Annotated in this window: 20 protein-coding genes; 17 read left to right on the top strand and 3 right to left on the bottom strand. The window is 71.2% G+C overall.

Annotated elements, in window-relative coordinates:
- The first annotated feature begins 3 nt into the window (after positions 1-3).
- The 9 genes from relB (at position 4) to CKO33_RS01600 (ending at position 9,027) form a co-directional block, all read left to right on the top strand.
- Positions 4-237: a type II toxin-antitoxin system RelB family antitoxin gene (gene relB, locus CKO33_RS01640; RefSeq protein ID WP_200178601.1), complete on the top strand. Its 234-nt coding sequence runs from the start codon at positions 4-6 to the stop codon at positions 235-237.
- Complete coding sequence (locus CKO33_RS01635) at positions 221-487, top strand: type II toxin-antitoxin system RelE family toxin (RefSeq protein ID WP_200178598.1); 267 nt, start codon at positions 221-223, stop codon at positions 485-487. The genes relB and CKO33_RS01635 overlap by 17 nt, the downstream gene beginning before the upstream one ends.
- Positions 488-521: 34 nt before the next feature.
- Positions 522-689, top strand: a complete 168-nt coding sequence (locus CKO33_RS01630; protein ID WP_200178596.1) for a hypothetical protein — start codon at positions 522-524, stop codon at positions 687-689.
- A 376-nt stretch (positions 690-1,065) separates the two neighbouring features.
- A complete protein-coding gene (locus CKO33_RS01625) occupies positions 1,066-2,112 on the top strand; it encodes a hypothetical protein (protein WP_200178594.1) in 1,047 nt (348 codons plus the stop codon).
- Positions 2,109-3,836: a single-stranded-DNA-specific exonuclease RecJ gene (gene recJ, locus CKO33_RS01620; RefSeq protein WP_200178592.1), complete on the top strand. Its 1,728-nt coding sequence runs from the start codon at positions 2,109-2,111 to the stop codon at positions 3,834-3,836. Before CKO33_RS01625 ends, recJ begins: the two co-directional genes overlap by 4 nt.
- A gap of 49 nt (positions 3,837-3,885) precedes the next feature.
- Positions 3,886-4,602: an ABC transporter ATP-binding protein gene (locus tag CKO33_RS01615; RefSeq protein ID WP_200178590.1), complete on the top strand. Its 717-nt coding sequence runs from the start codon at positions 3,886-3,888 to the stop codon at positions 4,600-4,602.
- Positions 4,599-7,109 (top strand): ABC transporter permease, encoded by a 2,511-nt coding sequence (locus CKO33_RS01610; protein WP_200178588.1) that lies wholly within the window; start codon positions 4,599-4,601, stop codon positions 7,107-7,109. The genes CKO33_RS01615 and CKO33_RS01610 overlap by 4 nt, the downstream gene beginning before the upstream one ends.
- A gap of 3 nt (positions 7,110-7,112) precedes the next feature.
- Complete coding sequence (locus tag CKO33_RS01605) at positions 7,113-8,297, top strand: lipocalin-like domain-containing protein (RefSeq protein ID WP_242472415.1); 1,185 nt, start codon at positions 7,113-7,115, stop codon at positions 8,295-8,297.
- 31 nt (positions 8,298-8,328) lie between these two features.
- Positions 8,329-9,027: a cytochrome b/b6 domain-containing protein gene (locus CKO33_RS01600; protein WP_200178587.1), complete on the top strand. Its 699-nt coding sequence runs from the start codon at positions 8,329-8,331 to the stop codon at positions 9,025-9,027.
- Positions 9,028-9,069: 42 nt separating this feature from the next.
- On the opposite strand, the gene CKO33_RS01595 is transcribed toward CKO33_RS01600, so the two are convergent.
- Entirely contained in the window at positions 9,070-9,522 is a 453-nt protein-coding gene (locus CKO33_RS01595) for a c-type cytochrome (protein WP_200178585.1), read from the bottom strand.
- 115 nt (positions 9,523-9,637) lie between these two features.
- On the opposite strand from CKO33_RS01595, the gene CKO33_RS01590 reads away from it, so the two are divergent.
- A complete protein-coding gene (locus CKO33_RS01590; protein WP_242472414.1) occupies positions 9,638-10,408 on the top strand; it encodes an HAD family hydrolase in 771 nt (256 codons plus the stop codon).
- Here the strand turns inward: CKO33_RS01590 and CKO33_RS01585 are convergent.
- Entirely contained in the window at positions 10,312-10,995 is a 684-nt protein-coding gene (locus CKO33_RS01585) for an arylesterase (RefSeq protein ID WP_200178583.1), read from the bottom strand. The two genes, CKO33_RS01590 and CKO33_RS01585, sit on opposite strands and share 97 nt — an antisense overlap.
- Here CKO33_RS01585 and CKO33_RS01580 point away from each other — a divergent pair.
- The 7 genes from CKO33_RS01580 to truD are packed head-to-tail and all read left to right on the top strand — an operon-like array spanning position 10,994 to position 20,704.
- Positions 10,994-11,683: an ABC transporter ATP-binding protein gene (locus CKO33_RS01580; protein ID WP_200178581.1), complete on the top strand. Its 690-nt coding sequence runs from the start codon at positions 10,994-10,996 to the stop codon at positions 11,681-11,683. The two genes, CKO33_RS01585 and CKO33_RS01580, sit on opposite strands and share 2 nt — an antisense overlap.
- Positions 11,680-14,172, top strand: a complete 2,493-nt coding sequence (locus CKO33_RS01575) for an ABC transporter permease (protein ID WP_200178578.1) — start codon at positions 11,680-11,682, stop codon at positions 14,170-14,172. The genes CKO33_RS01580 and CKO33_RS01575 overlap by 4 nt, the downstream gene beginning before the upstream one ends.
- Positions 14,173-14,230: 58 nt before the next feature.
- Positions 14,231-16,402, top strand: a complete 2,172-nt coding sequence (gene relA, locus CKO33_RS01570; RefSeq protein WP_200178577.1) for a GTP diphosphokinase — start codon at positions 14,231-14,233, stop codon at positions 16,400-16,402.
- Between the two features lie 48 nt (positions 16,403-16,450).
- The gene (locus CKO33_RS01565) at positions 16,451-17,056 is read left to right on the top strand and encodes a tetratricopeptide repeat protein (RefSeq protein ID WP_200178575.1); all 606 of its coding nucleotides are present in this window, start codon (positions 16,451-16,453) and stop codon (positions 17,054-17,056) included.
- Entirely contained in the window at positions 17,053-18,969 is a 1,917-nt protein-coding gene (gene yoaA / locus CKO33_RS01560) for a DNA repair helicase YoaA (RefSeq protein WP_242472413.1), read from the top strand. Before CKO33_RS01565 ends, yoaA begins: the two co-directional genes overlap by 4 nt.
- Positions 18,969-19,673: a tRNA (adenosine(37)-N6)-threonylcarbamoyltransferase complex dimerization subunit type 1 TsaB gene (gene tsaB, locus CKO33_RS01555; protein WP_200178574.1), complete on the top strand. Its 705-nt coding sequence runs from the start codon at positions 18,969-18,971 to the stop codon at positions 19,671-19,673. The genes yoaA and tsaB overlap by 1 nt, the downstream gene beginning before the upstream one ends.
- Positions 19,670-20,704 carry a tRNA pseudouridine(13) synthase TruD gene (truD, locus tag CKO33_RS01550; protein WP_242472412.1) on the top strand — a complete coding sequence of 345 codons (1,035 nt, stop codon included), beginning with the start codon at positions 19,670-19,672 and terminating at the stop codon, positions 20,702-20,704. Before tsaB ends, truD begins: the two co-directional genes overlap by 4 nt.
- A 9-nt stretch (positions 20,705-20,713) precedes the next feature.
- Here the strand turns inward: truD and CKO33_RS01545 are convergent, their stop codons facing one another.
- Complete coding sequence (locus tag CKO33_RS01545; RefSeq protein WP_200178569.1) at positions 20,714-21,412, bottom strand: Crp/Fnr family transcriptional regulator; 699 nt, start codon at positions 21,410-21,412, stop codon at positions 20,714-20,716.
- Between the last annotated feature and the right edge of the window lie 157 nt (positions 21,413-21,569).

The raw sequence follows: 21,569 nt of genomic DNA, 5'->3' as shown, positions 1-21,569 counted from the left end.
TGGGTGACCAAGCAAACGGCAGTACGGATTTCTGACGAGACCTATGAGCGGTTGCAGGCGCTGGCGGCGCGGACGGGGCGCACAGCGACCTACTACATCCGCGAGGCCATCGAGGAGCACCTGGAGGACCTGGAGGACATCTATCTGGCCGAGCAGACGTTGGAGCGGATGCGCCGGGGCGAAGAGCGCACCTATACGCTAGACGAGGTGGAGCGCGACCTTGGCTTGGCGGATTGAGCTCACGGAAGAGACCAGGAAGCAGCTGAAGAAACTGGGCCACGCTGAGGCGAAGCGGATATGCGACTACCTGCGCCAGCGCATCGAGCCCCTGGACGATCCACGCCAGCTCGGCAAGGGGCTTAAGGGCCACCTCTCGGAGCTATGGCGCTACCGGGTGGGGGATTATCGCCTGGTCTGCGAACTGCGCCAGGATGTTCTGGTGGTGCTGGTCGTGCGGATCGGACACCGCAAGGAGGTCTACCGGTAAGGCGTACCCATTTGATTTCTATGGGTGGACCTGGATGAGTCAGTGGCGGCATGAGTTGCTGGACAAGGCGACGGGGATCTTCGAGGGCAAGGGCGGAGGCAAGGCGGCCCAGAAGACTCAGGAGGAGATCGACACCCTGTACCGTGAGACCGGCAAGCTGACGGTGGAACGCGATTTTTTATCACGCAGGCTCGGTCGTTGAGCCGGGCCCAGTGACAGGCCCTGGTGGAGCCGCAGGCGGTTGATGTCAGCTTCCGGCGACAGCGTCAGTTGCTCGACGTCAGTCGTTCCTCGGTGTACTACCGGCCCCAGCCGACCCAGGTCGGATACCGGGCCCCGATCAAGGTCTTGATGGGCTCTTTACAGCGGCAACGCGCCGCATGATGGGGCGGGGTTGGGGTACTCGCCGGTGGCGATGGCTCGGCATCTGGAGTGTAGCCAGAATCCGATCAGCCGGGAGCTGGCGCGCAATGGCGAGGGTGGTCCCAAACCCCTTTGGCCTTTCGGCCCGGATCGTGGACAATACCGGACTTTCCTTGTCCGGTATCCACCATGTACAAACCCAGCCCCCATTGCCCATGACCCCGACTGTCCTGCATCTGCTGGTGCCGGGCCTGTGGCGACGGGTGCCGGAATGGTGTGCCTCCTACGGTGGCGTGGGGCGGGCCCCTGCGCTGGAATGGTTCCGGGGCCGGGGGGAGGTCTCGTCGTCCCTGGAGCAGGCCGTGGAGACCCGGCTGTGCCGGTTGTTCGGCCTGGAGACCGGCACGCCCGCCGCCCCCTTCATCCGCCTGGGTCTGGGCGCAGATCCCGGAGCGGATGCCTGGGCCTGCGCCGATCCGGTGCATCTGCAGGTGGGGACGGACGATCTGATCCTGAACGACGCGGCCCGGCTGGAGCTTTCGCCGGCACAGGCCGCTGGCCTGGTGGCGGAACTGAACGCCCATTTCGGGGAGCGCATCGGCGGCATGGAAGCCCCGGACCCGGCGCACTGGCAGTTGCGCCTCCCGGATACAGCCCCCCCCCTGGACAGCGCCCCCCTGTCCCTGGCCATGGGGGGGCGGATCCAGCGCCTGTTGCCCGGTGGCGGCGAGCGGGCCGACCATGAATGGGTGCGCCGGCTCACGGAGATCCAGATGGTGCTGGACGCGGCGCGGGTGAACGGGGAACGTACGGCCCGGGGGCTGCCGGCGGTGAACAGCCTCTGGCTCTGGGGGGCCGGGGCCCTGCCCGGGCCACCCCCATCCCCGCCGCTGGCCGCCGCCTTTGGTGATATCCCCCTGCTGCGGGGGCTGTGCCGCTGGAGCGGGGTGACGCAGCAGCCGCTGCCGGACCATGCCGATGCCCTCTGGGCGGCCCTGGAGGCCCATTCCGGCCGTGGCGCCGTGCTGGTGCTGCTGGACCCGCTCCAGAGGGCGGCCGCCTACGACGATATCGAGGCCTGGATGGCCACCCTGGAGGGGCTGGAACGGGCCTGGTTTGCCCCCCTGCGCGCCCGCCTGCGCCGGGGTGTACTGCAGGAACTGCAGGTGCATGCCGACGCTCAGGGGCTGCGCCTGGGCCGCGGGGCCGCCTGGCGCCTCTGGCGCCGTCCCCGCCCCCTGTGTACCGGGGGGGGACGATGAAGGCCCGGCGGCGCCTGGTGCGGCCCGCCCACAGCCCGGCGGGTGCGGATGTGCTCACCCGGGTCTATGCCCATCGCGGCATTACGGACCCGGCCCAGGTGGAGCATGGCCTGGGCGGGCTGCCGGCCCATTCCGGGCTCTCCGGTATCGACACCGCCACGGCGCTGCTGGAGCAGGCCCTGCGGGAGGACTGGTCCATCCTGGTGGTGGGGGACTTTGACGCCGACGGCGCCACCAGCACCGCCCTGGCCCTGCGGGCCCTGGGGGCCATGGGGGCATCGCGTCTGGATTACCTGGTGCCCAACCGTTTCGAGTACGGCTACGGACTCACCCCGGAGATCGTGGCGGTGGCCGCCGACCGGGCCCCGGACCTGATCCTCACCGTGGACAACGGCATCGCCAGCATCGAGGGGGTGCGGGCGGCCCGGGACCGGGGCATGCGGGTGCTGGTCACCGACCATCACCTGCCCGGGGAGCATCTGCCGGAGGCGGATGCCCTGGTGGACCCCAACCTGCCCGGTGATCCCTTCCCGGCCAAGTCCCTGGCGGGGGTGGGGGTGATCTTCTACGTCCTGGCGGCCCTGCGGGCCCGCCTGCGGGCGGGCGGCTGGTTCGCGCAGCGGGGGTTGCCCGAGCCGGTCATGGGGGATTTCCTGGACCTGGTGGCCCTGGGCACGGTGGCGGATGTGGTCCCCCTGGAGCAGACCAACCGCATCCTGGTGGAACAGGGGCTGCGGCGCATGCGCGCCGGCCGGGCCGTGCCGGGCATCCGGGCCCTTTTGGAGGTGGCGGGACGCAACCCACAGCGGGTGGTGGCCTCGGACCTGGGATTCGCCGCCGGCCCCCGCCTCAACGCCGCCGGGCGCATGGACGATATGTCCCTGGGCATCGAGTGCCTGCTGACCGATGATGCAGACCGGGCCCGGGAACTGGCCCGCGCCCTGGACGATCTCAACCGGGAACGCCGGGAGGTGGAACAGCAGATGCAGGCCGAGGCCCTGGAGGGGCTGGAGGCGTTGCTCCAAGGCGGCCTGGACCGGGAGACATGGCACGGGCTGTGTGTGCATGAACCCCACTGGCATCAGGGGGTGATCGGCATCGTGGCCTCACGGCTCAAGGAGCGGCTGCACAGGCCGGTGATCGCCTTCGCCCCGGGGGAGGCGGGGGAGCTCAAGGGTTCCGCCCGCTCCATCCCCGGATTGCACATGCGCGACGCCCTGGCGGCCATCGACGCCAGCCATCCCGGCCTCATCACCCGCTTCGGCGGCCATGCCATGGCGGCGGGGCTGAGCTTGCCGGCGGACCGGCTGGAGGCCTTCCGCCATCGGTTCGATGACCACGTGCGCCGGACCCTGTCCCCGGCGGACCTGGAGGGGGTGATCCACAGCGACGGCCCCCTGGCGGAGCACGAACTGAACCTGGAGACCGCCGAGGCCCTGCGCGCCGCCGGTCCCTGGGGGCAGGGCTTTCCGGAGCCCCTGTTCGACGGGGAATTCCAGGTGCTGGAACGCCGGCTGCTGGGGGGGCGTCATCTGCGCCTGCGCCTGCGGCCCCGGGGCGGCCATACGGAGATCGGCGGCATCGCCTTCCATATCGATCCCGGGGACTGGCCGCAGGACCGGGACAGGGTGCACCTGGCCTACCGTCTGGATGCCAACGAGTTCCGCGGGGCCTGCAGCGCGCAACTGGTGGTGGAGCATGTGCTGGACCCGGACGGGGCCTGAGGCCTCCCCCGTCCCCAACGGACAATAACCACAAGACAGGAAACCCATCATGGCCAATGCGACAGCGACGCCCGGGGAAGGTCCGGTCCTTTTCGTCCGGGATCTGCGCCGTGCCTACGAGGAGGGGGGGCACCGGCGCGTGGTGCTGGACGGCATCGACGCCCGGGTGGAGCGCGGGGAGATCGTTGCCCTGCTGGGGCGGTCCGGCTCGGGCAAGTCCACGCTGCTGAATCTGCTGGCGGGGATCGACCGCCCCGACGGCGGCGAGATCCAGGTGGAGGGGCAGCGCCTGGACCGCATGGGGGAACGGGAGCGCACCCTGTTCCGCCGCCGCCGCGTGGGCTTTGTCTACCAGTTCTTCAATCTGGTGCCCACCCTCACCGTGGCGGAGAATATCGCCCTGCCCCTGGAACTCAACGGCCTTCCGGCCCGGGAACGGCGCAGCCGCGTGGAGGATCTGCTGGAACAGGTGGGCCTGCCCGGACGGGGCGGGGCCTTCCCCGATGCCCTCTCCGGGGGCGAGCAACAGCGGGTGGCCATCGCCCGGGCCATCGCCCACGAGCCGGCCCTGCTGCTGGCGGACGAGCCCACGGGAAACCTGGACGCCGATACCGGTGACCGCATCATCACCCTGCTCCGGGATCTGGTCCGGCGTCAGGGCCGCACCCTGGTGATGGTGACCCACAGCCGCGACGTGGCGGCGGTGGCCGACCGGGTGTGGACCCTGTGCGAGGGGCGTCTGGATCGCGGGGATGTGCATCCATGAACAGCCTGTTCCTGGCCCTGCTGCGGGATCACCGGCGCCATCCCTGGAATGTGCTGCTGTCCATCCTCGGCGTCGCCCTGGGGGTGGCCGTGGTGGTGGGGGTGGACCTGGCCAACTCCAGCGCATCCCGGGCCTTTGAACTGTCCCTGGACGCGGTCTCCGGGCGTGCCACCCACCAGGTGCTGGGCGGTCCGGCGGGCCTGGACGAGGCCGTCTACACCCGGCTGCGCCAGGCCGGGGTGCGGGACAGTGCCCCGGTGGTGGAGGGCCATGTGCAGATCCGGGGCGAGACCCTGACCCTGCTGGGCCTGGATCCCTTTGCCGAGGCCCCCTTTCGCAGCTACGCCGCCGGCCTGCAGGGCGGCGGCATGACCGACCTGATCACCTCCGGCGATGGCGTGGCCCTGAGCCGGCGGGCCGCCGACCGCCTGGGCCTGACGGCGGGGGAGGGCTTTTCCCTGGAGGTGCTCGGGGAGCGGCACCCGGTGACCCTGGAGACCGTCCTGGACAGCGACGATCCCGCCCTGGACGGCATCCTGGTGGCGGACATCGCCCAGGCCCAGGGGCTCCTGGACCGGGTGGGCCGCCTGGACCGCATCGACCTGATCCTGGAAGACCCGGCGGCGGTGCAGCGGGTGCGGGCCCTGTTGCCGCCGGGGGCCGACCTGGTGCGCACCGAGGGGCGCAATGAGGCCACGCTGCAACTGGCCCGGGCCTTTCAGGTGAACCTGGCGGCCATGAGCCTGCTGGCCCTGCTGGTGGGGGGCTTTCTGGTCTACAACACCATGATCTTCTCCGTGCTGCGCCGCCGGCGTCTGCTGGCCCTCTTGCGCATGCAGGGGATGACCGGCGGCGAACTGGGCCGCCGCGTGATGGCGGAGGCCCTGGTGGTGGGTCTGATGGGCACCCTGCTGGGCCTGCTGGCGGGGACGGTCATCGGCCGCTTCCTGCTGCAGATGGTGACCCGCACCATCTCGGACATGTACTTCGTCCTCAGCGTCACCGCACTGGACCTGTCCCCCTGGGTGCTGCTCAAGGGACTGGCCCTGGGGCTGGGGGCCACCGCCGTGGCGGCCCTGGGGCCCGCCTGGGAGGCGGCCCGGGTCTCCCCCCGGGATGCCCTGAGCCGCTCCCACCTGGAGCGCCGGGTGGGACGCCTCATCCCGTGGCTGGGATGGGCGGGGGCCGGGCTCATGGCCCTGGGCCTGGCCCTGATCCTGTGGCCCAGCCGCAGCCTGGTACTGGGCTTCGTGGCCCTGTTCACCCTCATCCTGGGCTATGCCCTGCTGGTGCCGCTGGGTCTCATGGGGCTCTCCCGGGGGTTGGCCCCGGTCATGGGGGGGGTCTTCGGGGCCATGGGCCGCATGGCGGCACGGGGGGTGAGTGCCGGGCTGAGCCGTTCCGCCCTGGCGGTGGCCGCCCTGGCGGTGGCCGTCTCCGCCACCATCGGGGTGGGGGTGATGGTCTCCAGCTTCCGCACCACCGTGGACGACTGGCTGGGCCAGACCCTGCAGGGGGATGTCTATGTCAGCGCCCCGGGCCGCTCCAGTCTGGGCCTGAACCCGCTGTTGCCGGAGGCGGCCCGGCCCCGGCTGCAGGCCCTGGAGGCGGTGCAGGCCGTGAGCACGGCCCGCCGCGTGCCCGTGCAGTCGCCCCGGGGCACCCTGGAGCTCATGGCGGTGGACCCGGCCCCCCGGACCCCCGAGGGCTACCGCTTCCGCTCCGGGGAGCGGCGCGCCGCCTGGGAGGCCCTGGCCCGGCGGGATGCGGTGATCGTCTCCGAACCTTTGGCCTGGCGCCTGCAACTGCAGACGGGGGATCATCTGACCCTGCGCACCGACCGGGGGCTGCGGGCCTTCGAGATCGTGGGGGTGGTGCAGGAGTATGGTTCCGACCGGGGGCTGGTGACGATCCACCGGGACCGCTACGACCGCTACTGGGATGACCCCGGCGTGGCCTCCCTGGGGCTGTTCCTGGACCCGGGGATCCCCCGGGCACGGGCCCTGGCGGAGGTGCGCGAGGCCGTCGCCGGCCTGGATGCCCCCGTCCTGGTCACCCCCACCGGGGAGATCCGCGAGGAGGCCATGGCGGTCTTCGACCGCACCTTCGCCATCACCCACGTGCTGCGTCTGCTCACCGTGGGGGTGGCCTTCGTGGGGGTGCTGAGCGCCCTCATGGCCCTGCAGCTGGAACGGCCCCGGGAGCATGCCGTGCTGCGGGCTACTGGCGTCACCCCCCGGGAACTGGGGGCGATGGTGGCGCTGCAGAGCGTCCTGCTGGGGCTGGCGGCGGGTCTGTTCGCCATCCCCCTGGGGCTTTTGATGTCCGATGTGCTCATCGATGTGATCAACCGCCGCTCCTTCGGCTGGAGCATGGCCCACAGCGTCCCCTGGCGGGTGCTGGCCGACGGCCTGTGGCTGGCCGTGGCAGCGGCCCTGCTGGCCGGGGCCTATCCCGGGTATCGCATGAGCCGGGCCCGGCCCGCCGAACACCTGAGGGAGGAATAGGCCATGAGGCATACCGGCCGCCTGTGGATGCGGCGCATCCTGCTGCCGCTGTTGATCCTGGGGATCGCGGGCTGCGGCAAGGGCCCGGAACCGGCCGCAGGGGAGGGGGACCGCCTGCAGGTGTCCCGGGCCCTGGGCGGGGACGATCTCTCGGGCTATGCCCGGGCGGTGGAGCCCCGCAACTTCCGCTTTCCCCGGGATCACGGGGCCCATCCCGACTATCGCAACGAATGGTGGTATGTCACCGGCAACCTGGAGGATGCGGCCGGGCGCCGCTTCGGATTCCAGATCACCTTCTTTCGCTTCGCCCTGGCCCCAGAACCCCCATCCTCCCCCTCCGCCTGGGCCACGAACCAGGGCTGGATGGCCCACCTGGCGGTGACCGACGTGGCCGGCGGGGGGCACCGGGCCTTCGAGCGGTTCTCCCGGGGTGCGGCGGGACTGGCGGGGGCGCAGCTGGATCCCTTCCGGGTCTGGCTGGACGATTGGCGCCTGGAGGCGGTCTCCGGCAACGATTTCCCCTGGCGGCTGCGGGCCGGGGCGGGGTCGGTGGCGCTGGATCTGCGTTTGCAAGCCCTCAAGCCCGTGGTGCTGCAGGGGGAGGAGGGGTTGAGCCGCAAGTCGGGCCGTCCGGGGAATGCCTCTTACTATTATTCCATCACCCGCATGCAGACCGAGGGCAGGCTCACCCTGGATGGCGAGGGATATCGCGTGTCGGGCCTGTCCTGGATGGACCGGGAATGGAGCACCAGCGCCCTGGGGGAGGATCAGGTGGGCTGGGACTGGTTCTCCCTGCAGCTGGCCGATGGCCACGATGTGATGCTCTACCGCATGCGCCTGGAGGACGGGGGCGTGGACCCGGTGAGCCACGGGCTGTGGGTGGACCCCCGGGGCGGCTACCGCCCCATCCCCCGGGAGGACTACCGGGTGGAGGTGCTGGATACCTGGACCGCCCCCTCCGGGGCCGTGTACCCCGTGGCCTGGCGGGTGCATCTGCGCAGGGAGGACCGGACCCTGGAGGTGCGGGCCCTGCGCCCGGACCAGGAGATGGACCTGACGGTGCGCTACTGGGAGGGTGCCGTGGATGTCTTCGAGGACGGCCGGCCCGCGGGACGGGGTTTTGTGGAGTTGACCGGCTACGATCCCCAGGGACGGGATGCGCAGACCGATGCCCATGGGCCATCATGAACCCCCATCCCGCACGTGAAGGAGACCGGCGATGACGGAGAAGAGACAGACGCAGGAGGCGATCCCGTTGCATCCCCTCAGGCTGTGGGACGCCCCCACGCGCCTGTTCCACTGGGCGCTGCCGGTGCTGCTGGCGGCCCTGTGGTACACGGGGCAGGACCTCACCACCCTGGGCTGGCACATGCAGCTGGGCTATGCCCTGCTCACCCTGGTGCTGTTTCGCATCGCCTGGGGTTTTTTCGGCAGCCGCAGCGCCCGTTTCCCGGCCTTTGTCACGGGGCCCGGGACGGTGGCCCGTTATGTGGGGGACCTGGCCCGGGGCCGCATGCATCGCAGCTTTGGTCACAACCCCCTGGGGGGCTGGTCGGTGCTGCTCATGCTGGGCCTGCTCCTGGTGCAGGCGGTGACGGGGCTTTTCGCCGATGACGAGATCTTCACCCAGGGGCCCCTGGCGACCCTGGTCTCCGGGGACACCCGGGCCTGGCTCACCGGGATCCACCACGCCAATTTCAATCTGATCCTGGCGGTGGTGACGGTGCACGTGGTGGCCGTGGTGCTGCACAGGGTACTCAAGGGGGACGACCTGGTGCGGCCCATGATCACCGGGCGCAAACCCATGCCCGCGGATCGCGGTGTGGAGGAGGTGCATTTCGTGGGGATGGGGCGGGCCCTGGTCCTGCTCGCCCTCTGTGCCGCGCTGGTCTGGGGAGGGATCAGCCTGGCCCCGTGAGGGGCCAGGTACGGCCGCCCCGCCGGGGCGGCCGCGAGAGGGTCAGTCCTCCCGGTAGTGGTCGTGACAGGCCTTACAGCTCTGGCCCACGGCCCCGATCTGGCGGCGGATGTCCCCTTCGGGGGCCTCGCTTTGCACCAGTTCCGCCAGGGTGGCGGCGGCCTGCTCAAAGTCGGAGGCCTTTTCATCGAACCCCTGGCGGTCCGTCCACACCTCCGCCAGGGCCTCGCTGTTGCCGCTGTCCGAGCCTTCGACAAACCCCTGCCAGGGCATGTCCGCCACCCGGTTCAGCTGTTGGGCGTGCAGGGCCGCCTGTTCCCGGTCGAAGGGCATCTTGCCCTGGGCCATGGCCCCCAGGGGCCCCATGTTCCACTTGAAGACCTCGAACACCGCCTGACGGTATTCGATGGCGTCCTCGGGCTCCACCGCCTGCACGGCGCCGGCGGTCAGGGCCAGCAGGGTGCCGGTGAGCACGGCCTGGGTTGCGATTTTCATGCGGGATACCTCCGATGTTCCTTCGTTGAATGTCCGCAGGGAGTGTAGCATCTCACCCTGGCCCGGCCATGAGGGCCTCCGACCCCAATGGCTTACCCGAGCGGCGGATTCGGGTATGCTTGCAGCCATGGAACTGCGCTGCATCACCTTCGACCTGGATGACACCCTCTGGGCATGCGCCCCCGTGATCCGGCGGGCGGAGCATGCCTTCCATGCCTGGCTGGCCGCCCACTATCCGCGCATCACCCGCCGTCTGGATGCAGAGGCCTTGATCCGCCACCGCCAGGACTGGTTCTCCCCACGGGCCCACCGCTATCCCGACCTGACCGTGCTGCGCAAGGAGTGGCTGCAGGAACTGGCGCGCCAGTTCGACTATGACGACACCCTGGTGGAACCCGGTTTCCAGGTGTTCTGGGAGGGCCGCAACCAGGTGGAGCTCTTCGATGCAGTGATGGAGACCCTGGAACACCTCTCACGGCACTTCCGTGTGGGGGCCATCACCAACGGCAACGCCGATGTACACCGCATCGGTATCGGCGGCTTTTTCGACTTCATCGTCACCGCGTCCCGCACCGGGGCGGCCAAGCCCGCGGCGGAGATCTTCACCGCCGCCCTGGATGAGGCGGGGGTGGCCGCCGGCGAGGCCCTGCACGTGGGGGACGATCCGGAACGGGACATGCGCGGTGCGGCGCGGGTGGGGATGCGCACCGCCTGGGTGAACACCCATCTTGCCCCCTGGCCTGGTGGGCCCTATCCCGATCTCATGGTGCGGGGGGTGGGGGAACTGCCTCAGCGGTTGGCGGATCTGGGTTGGGGTTGTGACCCTCCCCCTGCAGGCGACGCGTCCGTCGTCTCCAGAAGCGGCTCCAGCATGGGCCAGACGTGATCCAGCATCACCGGCTGGGCCCGGGCCGTGGGATGGATCCCGTCCGGCTGCATCATGTCCGCCTCCAGGGCCACCCCCTCCAGCAGGAAGGGCACCAGGGGCACGTCCAGGGATTCGGCCAGCTGGTGGTAGATGCCATGGAACCTCTCGGCGTAGCGCGGGCCCAAGTTGGGCGGCACGCGGATCCCCACCAGCAGGACCCGGGCACCGGCCTCCCGGGCGGTGCGCACCAGGGCCGACAGGTTGTCCCGGGCCTCGTCCGGGGCGATGCCCCGCAGGCCGTCATTGCCCCCCAGGGCAAGGATCACCACCTCGGGGGCATGGCGCTGCAGCAGTGCGGGCAGGCGGCTCCTGCCGCCGCGGGTGGTCTCGCCGCCGACGCTGGCGTTGACCACCTTCCACGGTGGATCGCGCCGTTCCAGGCGATCCGCCAGCAGGGCCACCCAGCCGGCCTCCAGGGGGATGCCGTGGGCGGCGCTGAGACTGTCCCCCAGCACCAGCAGGGTGGGGCGCTCCGCCGCCGTGCCCGGGGCGGCGGCCAGGCCCAGGCAGACCATGATCAACAGCATCAGGAGTCGTGAACGCATGGTATCCGAGTCTTCCAGTCCCGTGGTGCAGGCGAGGGGTCTCGCCCGGTGGATCCCGGGCCCCGAGGGACCCGTGTCCATTCTAGCGGGTGTGGACCTGGAAGTGGCCGCCGCCGAGGCGGTGGCCATCCTGGGCACCTCCGGTTCCGGCAAGTCCACCCTGCTGGGCCTGCTGGCGGGTCTGGATGCCCCCTCCCAGGGGGAGGTGCATCTGTTGGGTGCGGCCCTCTCCGGCCTGGACGAGGACGGGCGCGCGGCCCTGCGGGCCGGGCGCGTGGGCTTCGTGTTCCAGTCCTTCCAGTTGCTGCCCGCCCTCACGGCCCTGGAGAACGTCATGCTGCCCCTGGAACTGGCGGGACGGGGTGCCGGTGCCCGCAGCGTGGCGCAGCAGGCCCTGGAACGGGTGGGTCTGGCCCATCGCCTGGGGCACTATCCCCATCAGCTCTCCGGCGGCGAGCAGCAGCGGGTGGCCATCGCCCGCGCCTTCGCCCCGGGGCCCCGGGTGCTGTTCGCGGATGAACCCACCGGCAACCTGGACCGCCATACCGGGGAACGGGTGGTGGATCTGCTCTTCGATCTGCGCGCGGCCGGTGGCACGGCCCTGGTGATGGTGACCCACGACCCGGATCTGGCGGCCCGTTGCGAACGCAGCTACCGCCTGGATGACGGCGTGCTGGTGGCGGCATGAGCGGGATCCTGCGGGAATCGCTGCAGGCCCTGGGGCGGGAATGGCGTTCCGGGGCCCCGGGCATCCTGGTGCTCGCCCTGGTGGTGGCCGTGGGGGCGGTGACCTCGGTGGGGCTGTTCACCGACCGGGTCCAGGGGGCGGTGGACCGCCAGGCCGCGGTCCTGCAGGGCGCCGATCTGGTGATCAGCGCGCGGCAGCCGCCGCCGGAGAACCTGTCGCAACGGGCCCACCGTATGGGGCTGGAGACGGTGCGCACGGCCGAGTTCCGCAGCGTGCTCTTCCACGGCGAGCGCACCCAGCTGGCGGAGCTCAAGGCGGTGGAGGCAGGCTGGCCCCTGCGCGGTACGGCCCGGGTGGCGGATGCACCCTTTGCCGGGGACCGGCCGGCCCGGGGGGTCCCGGCGCCCGGTGAGGCCTGGGTCCAGGCCCCGCTGTTGCAGCGTCTTGGTGTGGACCTGGGGGTGGGGCTGGAGGTGGGGGAGGCCACCCTGACCCTCACCCGGGTGATCAGCGACGAGCCGGGGCGGGGCGGAGAGCTCTTCCAGATGGCGCCCCGGCTCCTGTTCAACCACGCCGATCTGGCGCGCACGGGGCTGATCGTGCCCGGCAGCCGCGTGGACCACCGACTGCTGCTGGCCGGTCCGGCGGAGGCGATCCAGGCCTTCCGCACCTGGGCGGAGACCCGGGTGGGGGAGGGTACGCAGATCCGGGGGGTGGACGATGCCCGCCCGGAACTGCGCCGGGCCATCGACCGCAGCCGCCGTTTCCTGGGCCTGGCGGCCTTGATGGCCGTGCTGCTGGCCGGGGCGGCGGTGGCCGTGGCCGCCCGCCACGACAGCGCCCGCCAGGCCGATGCCGTGGCCGTGATGCGCTGTCTCGGGGCCTCGCGGCGGCGGGTGACGGCGGTGTTCGCCCTGCGCATGCTGTGGATCGTGCTCCTGGCCGGGGCCGCCGGGATCCTTCTGGGGGGACTGGCCCAGGCGGGTCTGGCGGCCCTGGTGGCGGACTGGTTCGGCACGGCCCTACCAGCGCCGTCCTTGCGGCCGCTGCTGCCGGGGCTGGGGGTGGCCGCCATCACCGCCCTGGGATTCGCCCTGCCGCCGCTGCTGACCCTGGGGGGCGTGCCGCCCCTGCGGGTCCTGCGCCGGGATCTGGCGCCCCCGGCCCCTTCTGCCTGGCTGGTGGCGGGGCTGGCCCTGATCGCCTTTGCCGCACTGGTGTTCTGGCAGGCGGGGGACCCGGTACTGGCGGGCTGGGTGCTGGCGGGCACCCTGGGCCTGCTGGGGGTCCTGCTGACGGTGGCCTGGGGCCTGGTGCGGGTACTGGGCCGGCTGCGCACCGGCGGCGGGGTGGCCCTGCGTTTCGGCCTGGCCAATCTGGCCCGCCGGGGTGGGGTGAGCGCCCTGCAACTGGCCGCCTTCGGGGTGGGGATCATGGCCCTGCTGCTGCTGGCGGTGGTGCGCGTGGACCTGCTGTCCACCTGGGAGGGGCAGTTGCCGGATACGGCGCCGGATCATTTCCTCATCAACGTGCAGCCCGACGAGGTGGCCCCCATCCAGGACCGGTTCCGGGAGCAGGGCCGGCCCGCCCCGGACTTCCATCCCCTGATCCGCGCCCGGCTGGTGGCCATTGCCGGGGAGGCGGTCCGTGCCGAGGACTTTGCCCCGGGGCGGGCCCGCCGCCTGGCCACGCGGGAGTTCAACCTGTCCCATACCGGCACACTGCAGGCGGATAACCGCATCGTGGCGGGACAATGGTGGGGGGCGGACGGGACCCCGCCCGGTTTCTCCGTGGAGGCGGATCTGGCCCGCACCCTGGGGATCACCCTGGGGGATCGCCTCACCTTCCGGGTGGAGGGGGAGCGGGTCTCGGCCCCGGTCACCAGCCTGCGCCAGGTGGACTGGGATTCCTTCAACGTCAATTTCTTCGTCCTGGCCTCCCCGGGGCTGCTGCAGGAACACACCCCCAGCTTCGTCGCCAGCTTTTACCTGGGAGAGGAGGGGGAGACCCTGCTCAGCGATCTGGCGCGCCGTTTCCCCAGCGCCACGGTACTGGACGTGGGGGCCCTGCTGGAGCGCATCCGAAGGATCGTGGACCGGGCCACCCTGGCGGTGGAATATGTCTTTTTGTTCACCCTGGCGGCCGGTGTGATGGTGCTGCTGGCGGCCATCCAGTCCACCCGGGACCTGCGCCGGCGGGAGACGGCGGTGCTGCGCACCCTGGGGGCCACCCGGGGACAGATCCGCGCGGGACTGCTGGCGGAATTCGTGGTGCTGGGGGCGTTGGCGGGGCTGCTGGCCGCCGCCGGGGCCAGTGCCGGCGGCGCCCTGCTGGCCAGCCGGGTCTTCGATCTCCCCTATGGCCCGGATCCCCTGGTATGGATCCTGGGCACCGGCGGCGGGGCCCTGGGGGTGGGCCTGGCCGGTTGGCTGGGGGTGCGCCCCGTGTTGCGTCAGCCTCCGCTGTGGACCCTGCGGGGGGTCTCCTGATCCGGTTGCCTTTGCAGCGCATCGCCCATTCCTTGACGGACGGATATACTCTGCGCCCATGCGGCATACGCAATACGACAAGACCCCCCTGGGGGAACAGCCCCTGGAGGCCCTGCTGGAACGTTTCGCACCGGCGGAAGCAGCGCAGGATCCGCGCCTGGAGGAGGCCCTGACCCTGGCTCTGCAGCCCTGCCGCCGCGAGCCCACGCAGCCCCATTGCCTGGACGTGGCAGAGAATCTGCGGGTACTGGGGGCGGACGTGGATACCCTGATCGCGGCCATGCTGCTGGATGCCCACATGGAGGGCACCCTGGAGGATGGGGTCATCCGCGAGCGCTACGGCGAGGCCGTGGCCTGCCTGGTGCGCAATGTGCACCTGCTGACCCACTTCAAGCGTTCCGCCAGCCAGGTCCAGAGCACCCCCGAGCAGGCGGAGCGCCTGCGGCGGATGCTGCTGGCCATGGTGGACGATGTGCGCGCCGTGCTCATCAAGCTGGCCTACCGTCTGCAGCACCTGCGCCTGGTGGCGGCCGAGCCCGATGACCTGGCCCGGGCCATCGCCCAGGAGACCCTGGAGATCTTCGCCCCCCTGGCCAACCGCCTGGGTGTGGCCCAGCTCAAGTGGGAGATGGAGGATCTGTCCCTGCGCATCACCCAGCCGGAGGAGTACCGGCGCATCGCCGCGCTTCTGGAGGAAAACAGAACCGAGAGAGAGCGTTATATTGTGGACTTCATTGATCGCATGAAGTCCATGCTGCACCAGGAGGGGATCCCGGCGGAGGTGCGGGGGCGGCCCAAGCACATCTACAGCATCTGGAAGAAGATGCAGCGCAAGAACCTGGAATTCCATGATCTCTACGACCTGCGGGCGGTGCGGGTGATCGTGGACCGGGTGGCCGCCTGCTATGCCGTGCTGGGGGTGGTGCATGGGGCCTGGCCGCATATCCCCAAGGAGTTCGACGATTACATCGCCAACCCCAAGGACAACGGCTACCAGTCCCTGCACACGGCGGTGATCGGCCCCGAGGGCAAGGTGGTGGAGGTGCAGATCCGCACCCGCGACATGGACAGCTTCGCGGAACTGGGGGTGGCCGCCCACTGGCGCTACAAGGAAGGGGGGCCGGAGGATCAGGCCATGACCCGGGCCATCGCCTCCCTGCGCCGGCTGCTGGAGAACCAGGAGAGTGACCGGGACCTGCTGGACAGCTTCCGCTCGGAACTCTTCCAGGACCGGGTCTTCGTGCTCACCCCCCGGGGGGACGTGATGGACCTGCCCAAGGGGGCCACGCCACTGGATTTTGCCTACGCCGTGCACACCGAGGTGGGGCATCATTGCCGCGGCGCCAAGGTGAACGGCCACATCGTGCCGCTGACCTACGAACTGCGCTCCGGGGAGCGGGTGGAGATCTTCACCAGCCGCACCGGCGGTCCCAGCCGCGACTGGATCAACCCCAACATGGGCTACCTGCGCACCTCCCGGGCCCGCACCAAGGCCCGCAGCTGGTTCCGCCAGCAGGACCGGGAGAAGAACCTGGCGGAAGGCCGCGTCGTGCTGGAACGGGAGGCCCAGCGCATGGGGGTGCAGCAGCCGGACATGGAGGAACTCCTGCGCCGCTTCCGCCAGCCCAGCCGGGAGGAATTGCTGGTGGCCATCGGCGCCGGGGACATCACCCCCGCCCAGCTGGCCGCCGCCATGCAGGTGCCCATCGAGCCCACGGCGGAGGAGACCCTGGTGGGCCGCCACGGCCGTCAGGGTCCGTCGGATGACCGTGAGGGGGGGCAGGGGATCCGCATCCGCGGCGTGGGCAACCTGCTCACGCAAATGGCCCGGTGCTGCCGGCCCGTGCCCGGGGACCCGGTGATCGGCTACATCACCCGGGGCAAGGGGGTCACCATCCACCGCCGGGACTGCGTCAACATCCTGCGCATGCCGGCGGACAAGCGCCACCGCCTGGTGGAGGTCTCCTGGGGCGACGACCGCCGCGCCTACCCGGTGTGCATCCACCTGGAGGCCTTCGACCGTCAGGGGCTGTTGCGGGACATCACCCAGGTGCTGGCCAACGAGCGGGTGAATGTCCTCTCCGCCTCCACCCGCACCGATCCCGCGGAGAACACCGTGACCATGGATCTGACCATGGAGATCACCGGCACCGACCAGCTCAGCGCGGTCATGGACAAGATCGGTGCGGTGTCCAACGTCTTCACCGTGCGCCGGACCTCCGGCAGTTGAATCCCCGCCGCAGAGAATCCTCCCGAATCCAAGATGCCCCAGTGTGTCATGAGCATACCCAAACCCCCTTTCCATCTCCCCATCCTGCTGCTCCTGCTGCTGGCCGGTGGCTGCAGCACCGCCCCCTATCGTTGGCCGCAGGAATCCGCCGGTGGGGGCGGCATTCCGCCGCAACCGGAAGCCGATGCCGCCACCCCGCCGGAACAGCGGTCCCAGCCGGCACAGAGGACACCGGAGCAGGAGCGCGTCCCCACGCCCATGCCCGCCATCGCCCGTGCCCCGGCGGAGGATGCCCCCGCCGCGGGCGATGAACCCCCGCTGCCGGCGGTGGCGGCCCTGACCCGGGACGCCGACCGGCAACGCCGGGCGGGGGATCTGGACGCGGCCGCGGCGAGCCTGGAACGGGGCCTGCGCATCGCCCCGCGGGATCCCCGCCTCTGGCAGCGACTGGCCCAGGTGCGTCTGGAGCAGGGGGAGGCCCGGCAGGCGGAGGAACTGGCCCGGCGTTCCCTGGGCCTTTGCGGCACCAACACGGCGCTGCGCATCCGCAACTGGGAGATCATCGCCGGGGCCCGGCGCCTGCAGGGCGATGGCGAAAGCGCACGACGCGCCCTGGAACGGGCCCGGGGGCTGCGCTCGGGAGAGACGGGTTGAGCGCCTCGCCGGCGGATCTTCTGGGGGCGGACGGCCCCCTGGCACGGACCCTGGAGCGCTTCGCCCCGCGGGAATCCCAGCAGCGCATGGCCGATGCGGTGGGCGCCGCCATGGGCGACGGGGAAACCCTGGTGGTGGAGGCCGGCACGGGGGTGGGCAAGACCTTCGGCTACCTGGTGCCCGCCCTGCTGCATGGCGGCAAGGTGATCCTCTCCACCGGTACCCGCAACCTGCAGGATCAGCTCTATCACAAGGACCTGCCCCTGGTGCGCCGGGCCCTGGGGGTGCACGCCCGCATCGCCCTGCTCAAGGGCCGGGCCAATTACCTGTGCCCCCACCGCCTGGCCCTGGCGGTGGCCGAGGGACGCCAGCTGGAGCCACGGCTGCGCCAGCCCCTGGCGCAGGTGCAGGCCTGGGCGGAGCGTACCCGCAGCGGTGATATCGCCGAACTCCAGGGCCTGGGGGAGGACGCGGAGATCTGGCCGCGGGTGACCTCCACCACGGACAACTGCCTGGGCACCGACTGCCCGGAGTACGACCGCTGCTGCGTGGCCCAGGCCCGCCGCCGGGCCCAGGAGGCGGAAGTGGTGGTGATCAACCATCACCTGCTCATGGCGGACCTGGCCCTGCGGGAGGAGGGATTCGCGGAACTGCTGCCCTCCGCCGACGCCTTCGTCCTGGACGAGGCCCATCAGTTGCCGGATGTGGCCGGCAGCTTCTTCGGCACCACCGTGAGCGCGCGCCAGCTGGTGGATCTGTCCCGGGACTGTCTGGCGGAGCTGGTGCGGGAGGCCCCGGACATGCCCGGGCTGCGCACCCGCGCCGATGCCCTGGGGGAGGCGGTCAAGGCCTTCCGGGTGGTCCTGGGCGGCGGGCTGGAACGCCGTGCCTGGGAGGCCGTGGCGGACCGGGATGAGGTGCAGACCGGTCTGGAGGAACTGGAAACGGCCCTGGGGGAACTGGCCGGGGGCATGGACACGGTGGCCGATCGCGCCAAGGGTCTGGACTCCTGTGCCCGCCGCGCCCGGGACCATCTGCAGCGGCTGCAGCGTTTCCGCGACCCCCCGTCGGACGAGGTGCCGTGGTATGAGACCTGGACCCGCACCTTCGCACTGCACCTGACCCCCCTGGACGTGGCCTCGGTCTTCGCGCAGCGCCGCGCGGCCTGTGCCAGCGCCTGGATCTTCACCTCCGCCACCCTCTCCGTGGACGGCCGTTTCGACCATTTCAACCGGCGCATGGGCCTGGGCAGGCCCCGGGAGCTGCTGCTGGACAGCCCCTTCGATTACGCCAATCAGGCCCGGGTCTACCTGCCCCGGCCCATGCCCGAACCCAATGCCCCCGGCTTCACCCGGGCGGTGGTGGACACGGCCCTGCCCCTGATCCGGGCCAACCCCGGGGGGACCTTCCTGCTGTTCACCAGCCTCAGGGCCCTGCGCGAGGCGGCGGAGCTTCTGGCCCAGGGCCTGCAGGACCGGGAACTCCTGGTGCAGGGCAGCGGCCCCCGGGGGCTGCTGCTGGAGCGTTTCCGGGAGGCGGGTAACGCGGTGCTCCTGGGCTCCCACAGCTTCTGGGAGGGGGTGGACGTGCGCGGCGATGCCCTGAGCTGTGTGGTCATCGACCGCCTGCCCTTCGCCGCCCCCGGCGACCCGGTACTGGAGGCGCGCATGGCCGCCATCCGTGAGCGGGGCGGCAACCCCTTCCGCGACCTGCAGCTGCCCCAGGCGGTGATCGCCCTGAAGCAGGGGGCCGGGCGCCTGATCCGGGACAGCCACGATCAGGGGGTCCTGATCCTGTGTGATCCACGAATCCAGACCAAGAGTTATGGAAAGATCTTCATGAAGAGTCTCCCTCCCATGGGGCGGGCCCCGGGCCCGCAAGAGGTGATCCGCTTCCTGCAGGAGGGGGCCTGATGGAACCGCAGGCGGCGAAGATCCTGGCCCTGGAGACGGCCACCGAGGGCTGCTCCGCCGCCCTCTGGGTGGACGGCACCGTCACCCAGCGCTTCGAGGTGATCCCGCGGGCCCATGCCCGCCTCATCCTGCCCATGATGGATGCCCTGCTGGCCGAGGCGGGGCTGACGCCGAAGGATCTGGACGCCCTGGCCTTCGGCCGCGGGCCCGGGGCCTTTACCGGGGTGCGGGTGGCCGTCGGCGTGGTGCAGGGGGCCGCCTTTGCCGCGGACCGGCCGGTGGTGCCCGTCTCCACTCTTGCGGCCCTGGCCCAGCAGGCGGTGGATGCCGGGGCCTCCCGGGTCCTGGCGGCCCTGGATGCCCGCATGGGCGAGGTCTATTGGGGTGCCTTCGAGGCCCGGGAGGGGCTGGCCCAGGCCGTGGCCGGGGAGTGCGTGTGCCCGCCGCAGGCCGTGCCTGTGCCCCCGTCCCCGGGCTGGACCGCCGTGGGGCGGGGCTGGACGGTCCACGGCGAGGCCCTGTTGCAGCGCCTGGAGGGACGCGTGGATGCCCTGCCGGACGCGGACCGCATCCCCCGCGCCGCCGAGGTGGCGCGGCTGGCGGTGCGGGAATGGGCCATGGGCCGCGCCGTACCGGCGGAGGCGGCCCTGCCGGTGTATCTCCGGGACCGGGTGGCCGAGCCCCCGGCGGGGGCCGGGCGATGAACGGGGACAGGATGGCGTTGCAGGAACAGGACACCCCGCCGCTGCGCGGGCGCATCCGCAGTCAGCCGGAGGACTTTCGCGTGGATGAGCTGCCGGCCACGAAGCCGGAGGGGGAGGGAGAACACCTGTGGCTGCGGGTGCGCAAGACGGGGCTGAACACCGAGCAGGTGGCGGCCATGCTGGCCCGGGCCGCCGGGGTGGGGCGCCGGGCCGTGGGTTATGCCGGCTTGAAGGACCGCCACGCCGTGACCACCCAGTGGTTCAGCCTGCACCTGCCGGGCATGGCGGACCCGGACTGGGGCGGTCACCTGCCGCCGCAGGTGGAGGTGCTGGAGGCGGCGCGCCACCGGCGCAAGCTGCAGACCGGACATCTGCTGGGGAACCGTTTCCAGCTGCGGGTGCGGGCCTGCAGTGGGGACCGGGAGGCGGCACAAGAGCGACTCGAGGCCATGGCCCGCGGCGGTGTGCCCAATTTCTTCGGGCCACAGCGCTTCGGCCGCGACGGGGACAACCCGGCCAAGGCCGCCGCCCTGTTCCAGGGCCAACTGCGGGTGCGGGATCGCAAGCTGCGGGGACTCTATCTCTCCGCCGCCCGGGCCCTCCTGTTCAACGACCTGCTGCAGCGCCGGGTGGCGGACGGCACCTGGGACCGGGCCCGCATCGGGGATGCCCTGCAACTGGATGGTCGCGGCAGTTTCTTTGTGCACCAGGGGGAGGACCCCACGGTGGATGCCCGCGTGGCGGACCTGGAGGTGCATCCCACCGGCCCCCTCTGGGGCCGGGGGGCATCCCCGGTGGAAGGGGCGGTGGCGGCGCTGGAGGCGGCGGTGGCGGCGGATCACCCCGTTCTGGCCCGGGGCCTGGAGGAGGCCGGCCTGCGCCTGGAGCGCCGGCCGCTGCGGTTGCGGGTGGAGGGGCTGACCTGGGATTGGCTGCAGGAGGATACCCTGGAGCTGGCCTTCACCCTGGGTCCCGGGGGTTATGCCACCACGGTGCTGGCCCGGGTGGTGCAACTCGCAAAAGGGGAATAGCCCCCCGGCTCAGCTCAGCAGGCCGCTGGTGTCGCCGCCACTCAGCTCCCGCAGGGCACTGCGGTCGTGGAGGTAGACCACCCCGGCCTTCTCGGAGAGGTGGCCGCGGCGTTTCCAGTCGGCAAAGAAACGGCTCACCGTCTCCACCGTCAGCCCCAGCAGTTCACCGGTCTCGGTGCGGGAGAGGGGCAGGGGCATGTCGTCGTGGCCGCCGGTGCGTTCGTTCCAGAAGAGCAGGAAGGTGGCCAGGCGTTCGCTGGCCTTCTTGGTCCCCAGCTCCACGGCCAGCATCTCCACCTGCTGCAGGGCGGCGGCCCAACGGGTGAGCAGGGCGTGGTTCAGGGCCGGGTTGTCCGTCTGGAGGCGCTTGAGCGCCGTCAGGGGAAGGCGGCATACCTGGACCGGGGTGAGGGTGGTGGCGGTGTGGTTGTAGCGCTGGCCGAGCATGCACTCCAGGCCCATCACGTCACCACGGGTGAGCAGGCGCAGGATCTGTTCGCGCCCGTTCATGGCGGTGCGGGTGAGCTTGATGACCCCGTCCTTGAGGGTGTAGGAGGCACTGGCCTCGGCGTTCTCCCGGTAGAGGACCTCACCGGCCGGGATCACCAGATTCTCCGCCGGGTTGTTCAGGCGCCGCACCGCCTCTTCGGGCAGGGCGCCGAACAGGCTCTCGTCCCGGACCGGACAGGTCAGACAGTCGTTGTCCATCAGCGGGGCGGGTTTGCGCGGGCCTGCGCCTCGGGGTCTCTTTCTGTCCACTGTGGGCATCTCCCCCCGGGGGATTGGATTGCATGAATTGGCCAATGGTCAAAGCACCTCTGGTTGCGCCTGCACAATAACCCGGTGGCCCGATCCTACGGGGTCC

The sequence above is a fragment of the Ectothiorhodospira mobilis genome (assembly GCF_016584115.1).
Taxonomy (GTDB): domain Bacteria; phylum Pseudomonadota; class Gammaproteobacteria; order Ectothiorhodospirales; family Ectothiorhodospiraceae; genus Ectothiorhodospira; species Ectothiorhodospira mobilis.
This window is presented reverse-complemented; position numbering and strand designations above follow the sequence as displayed.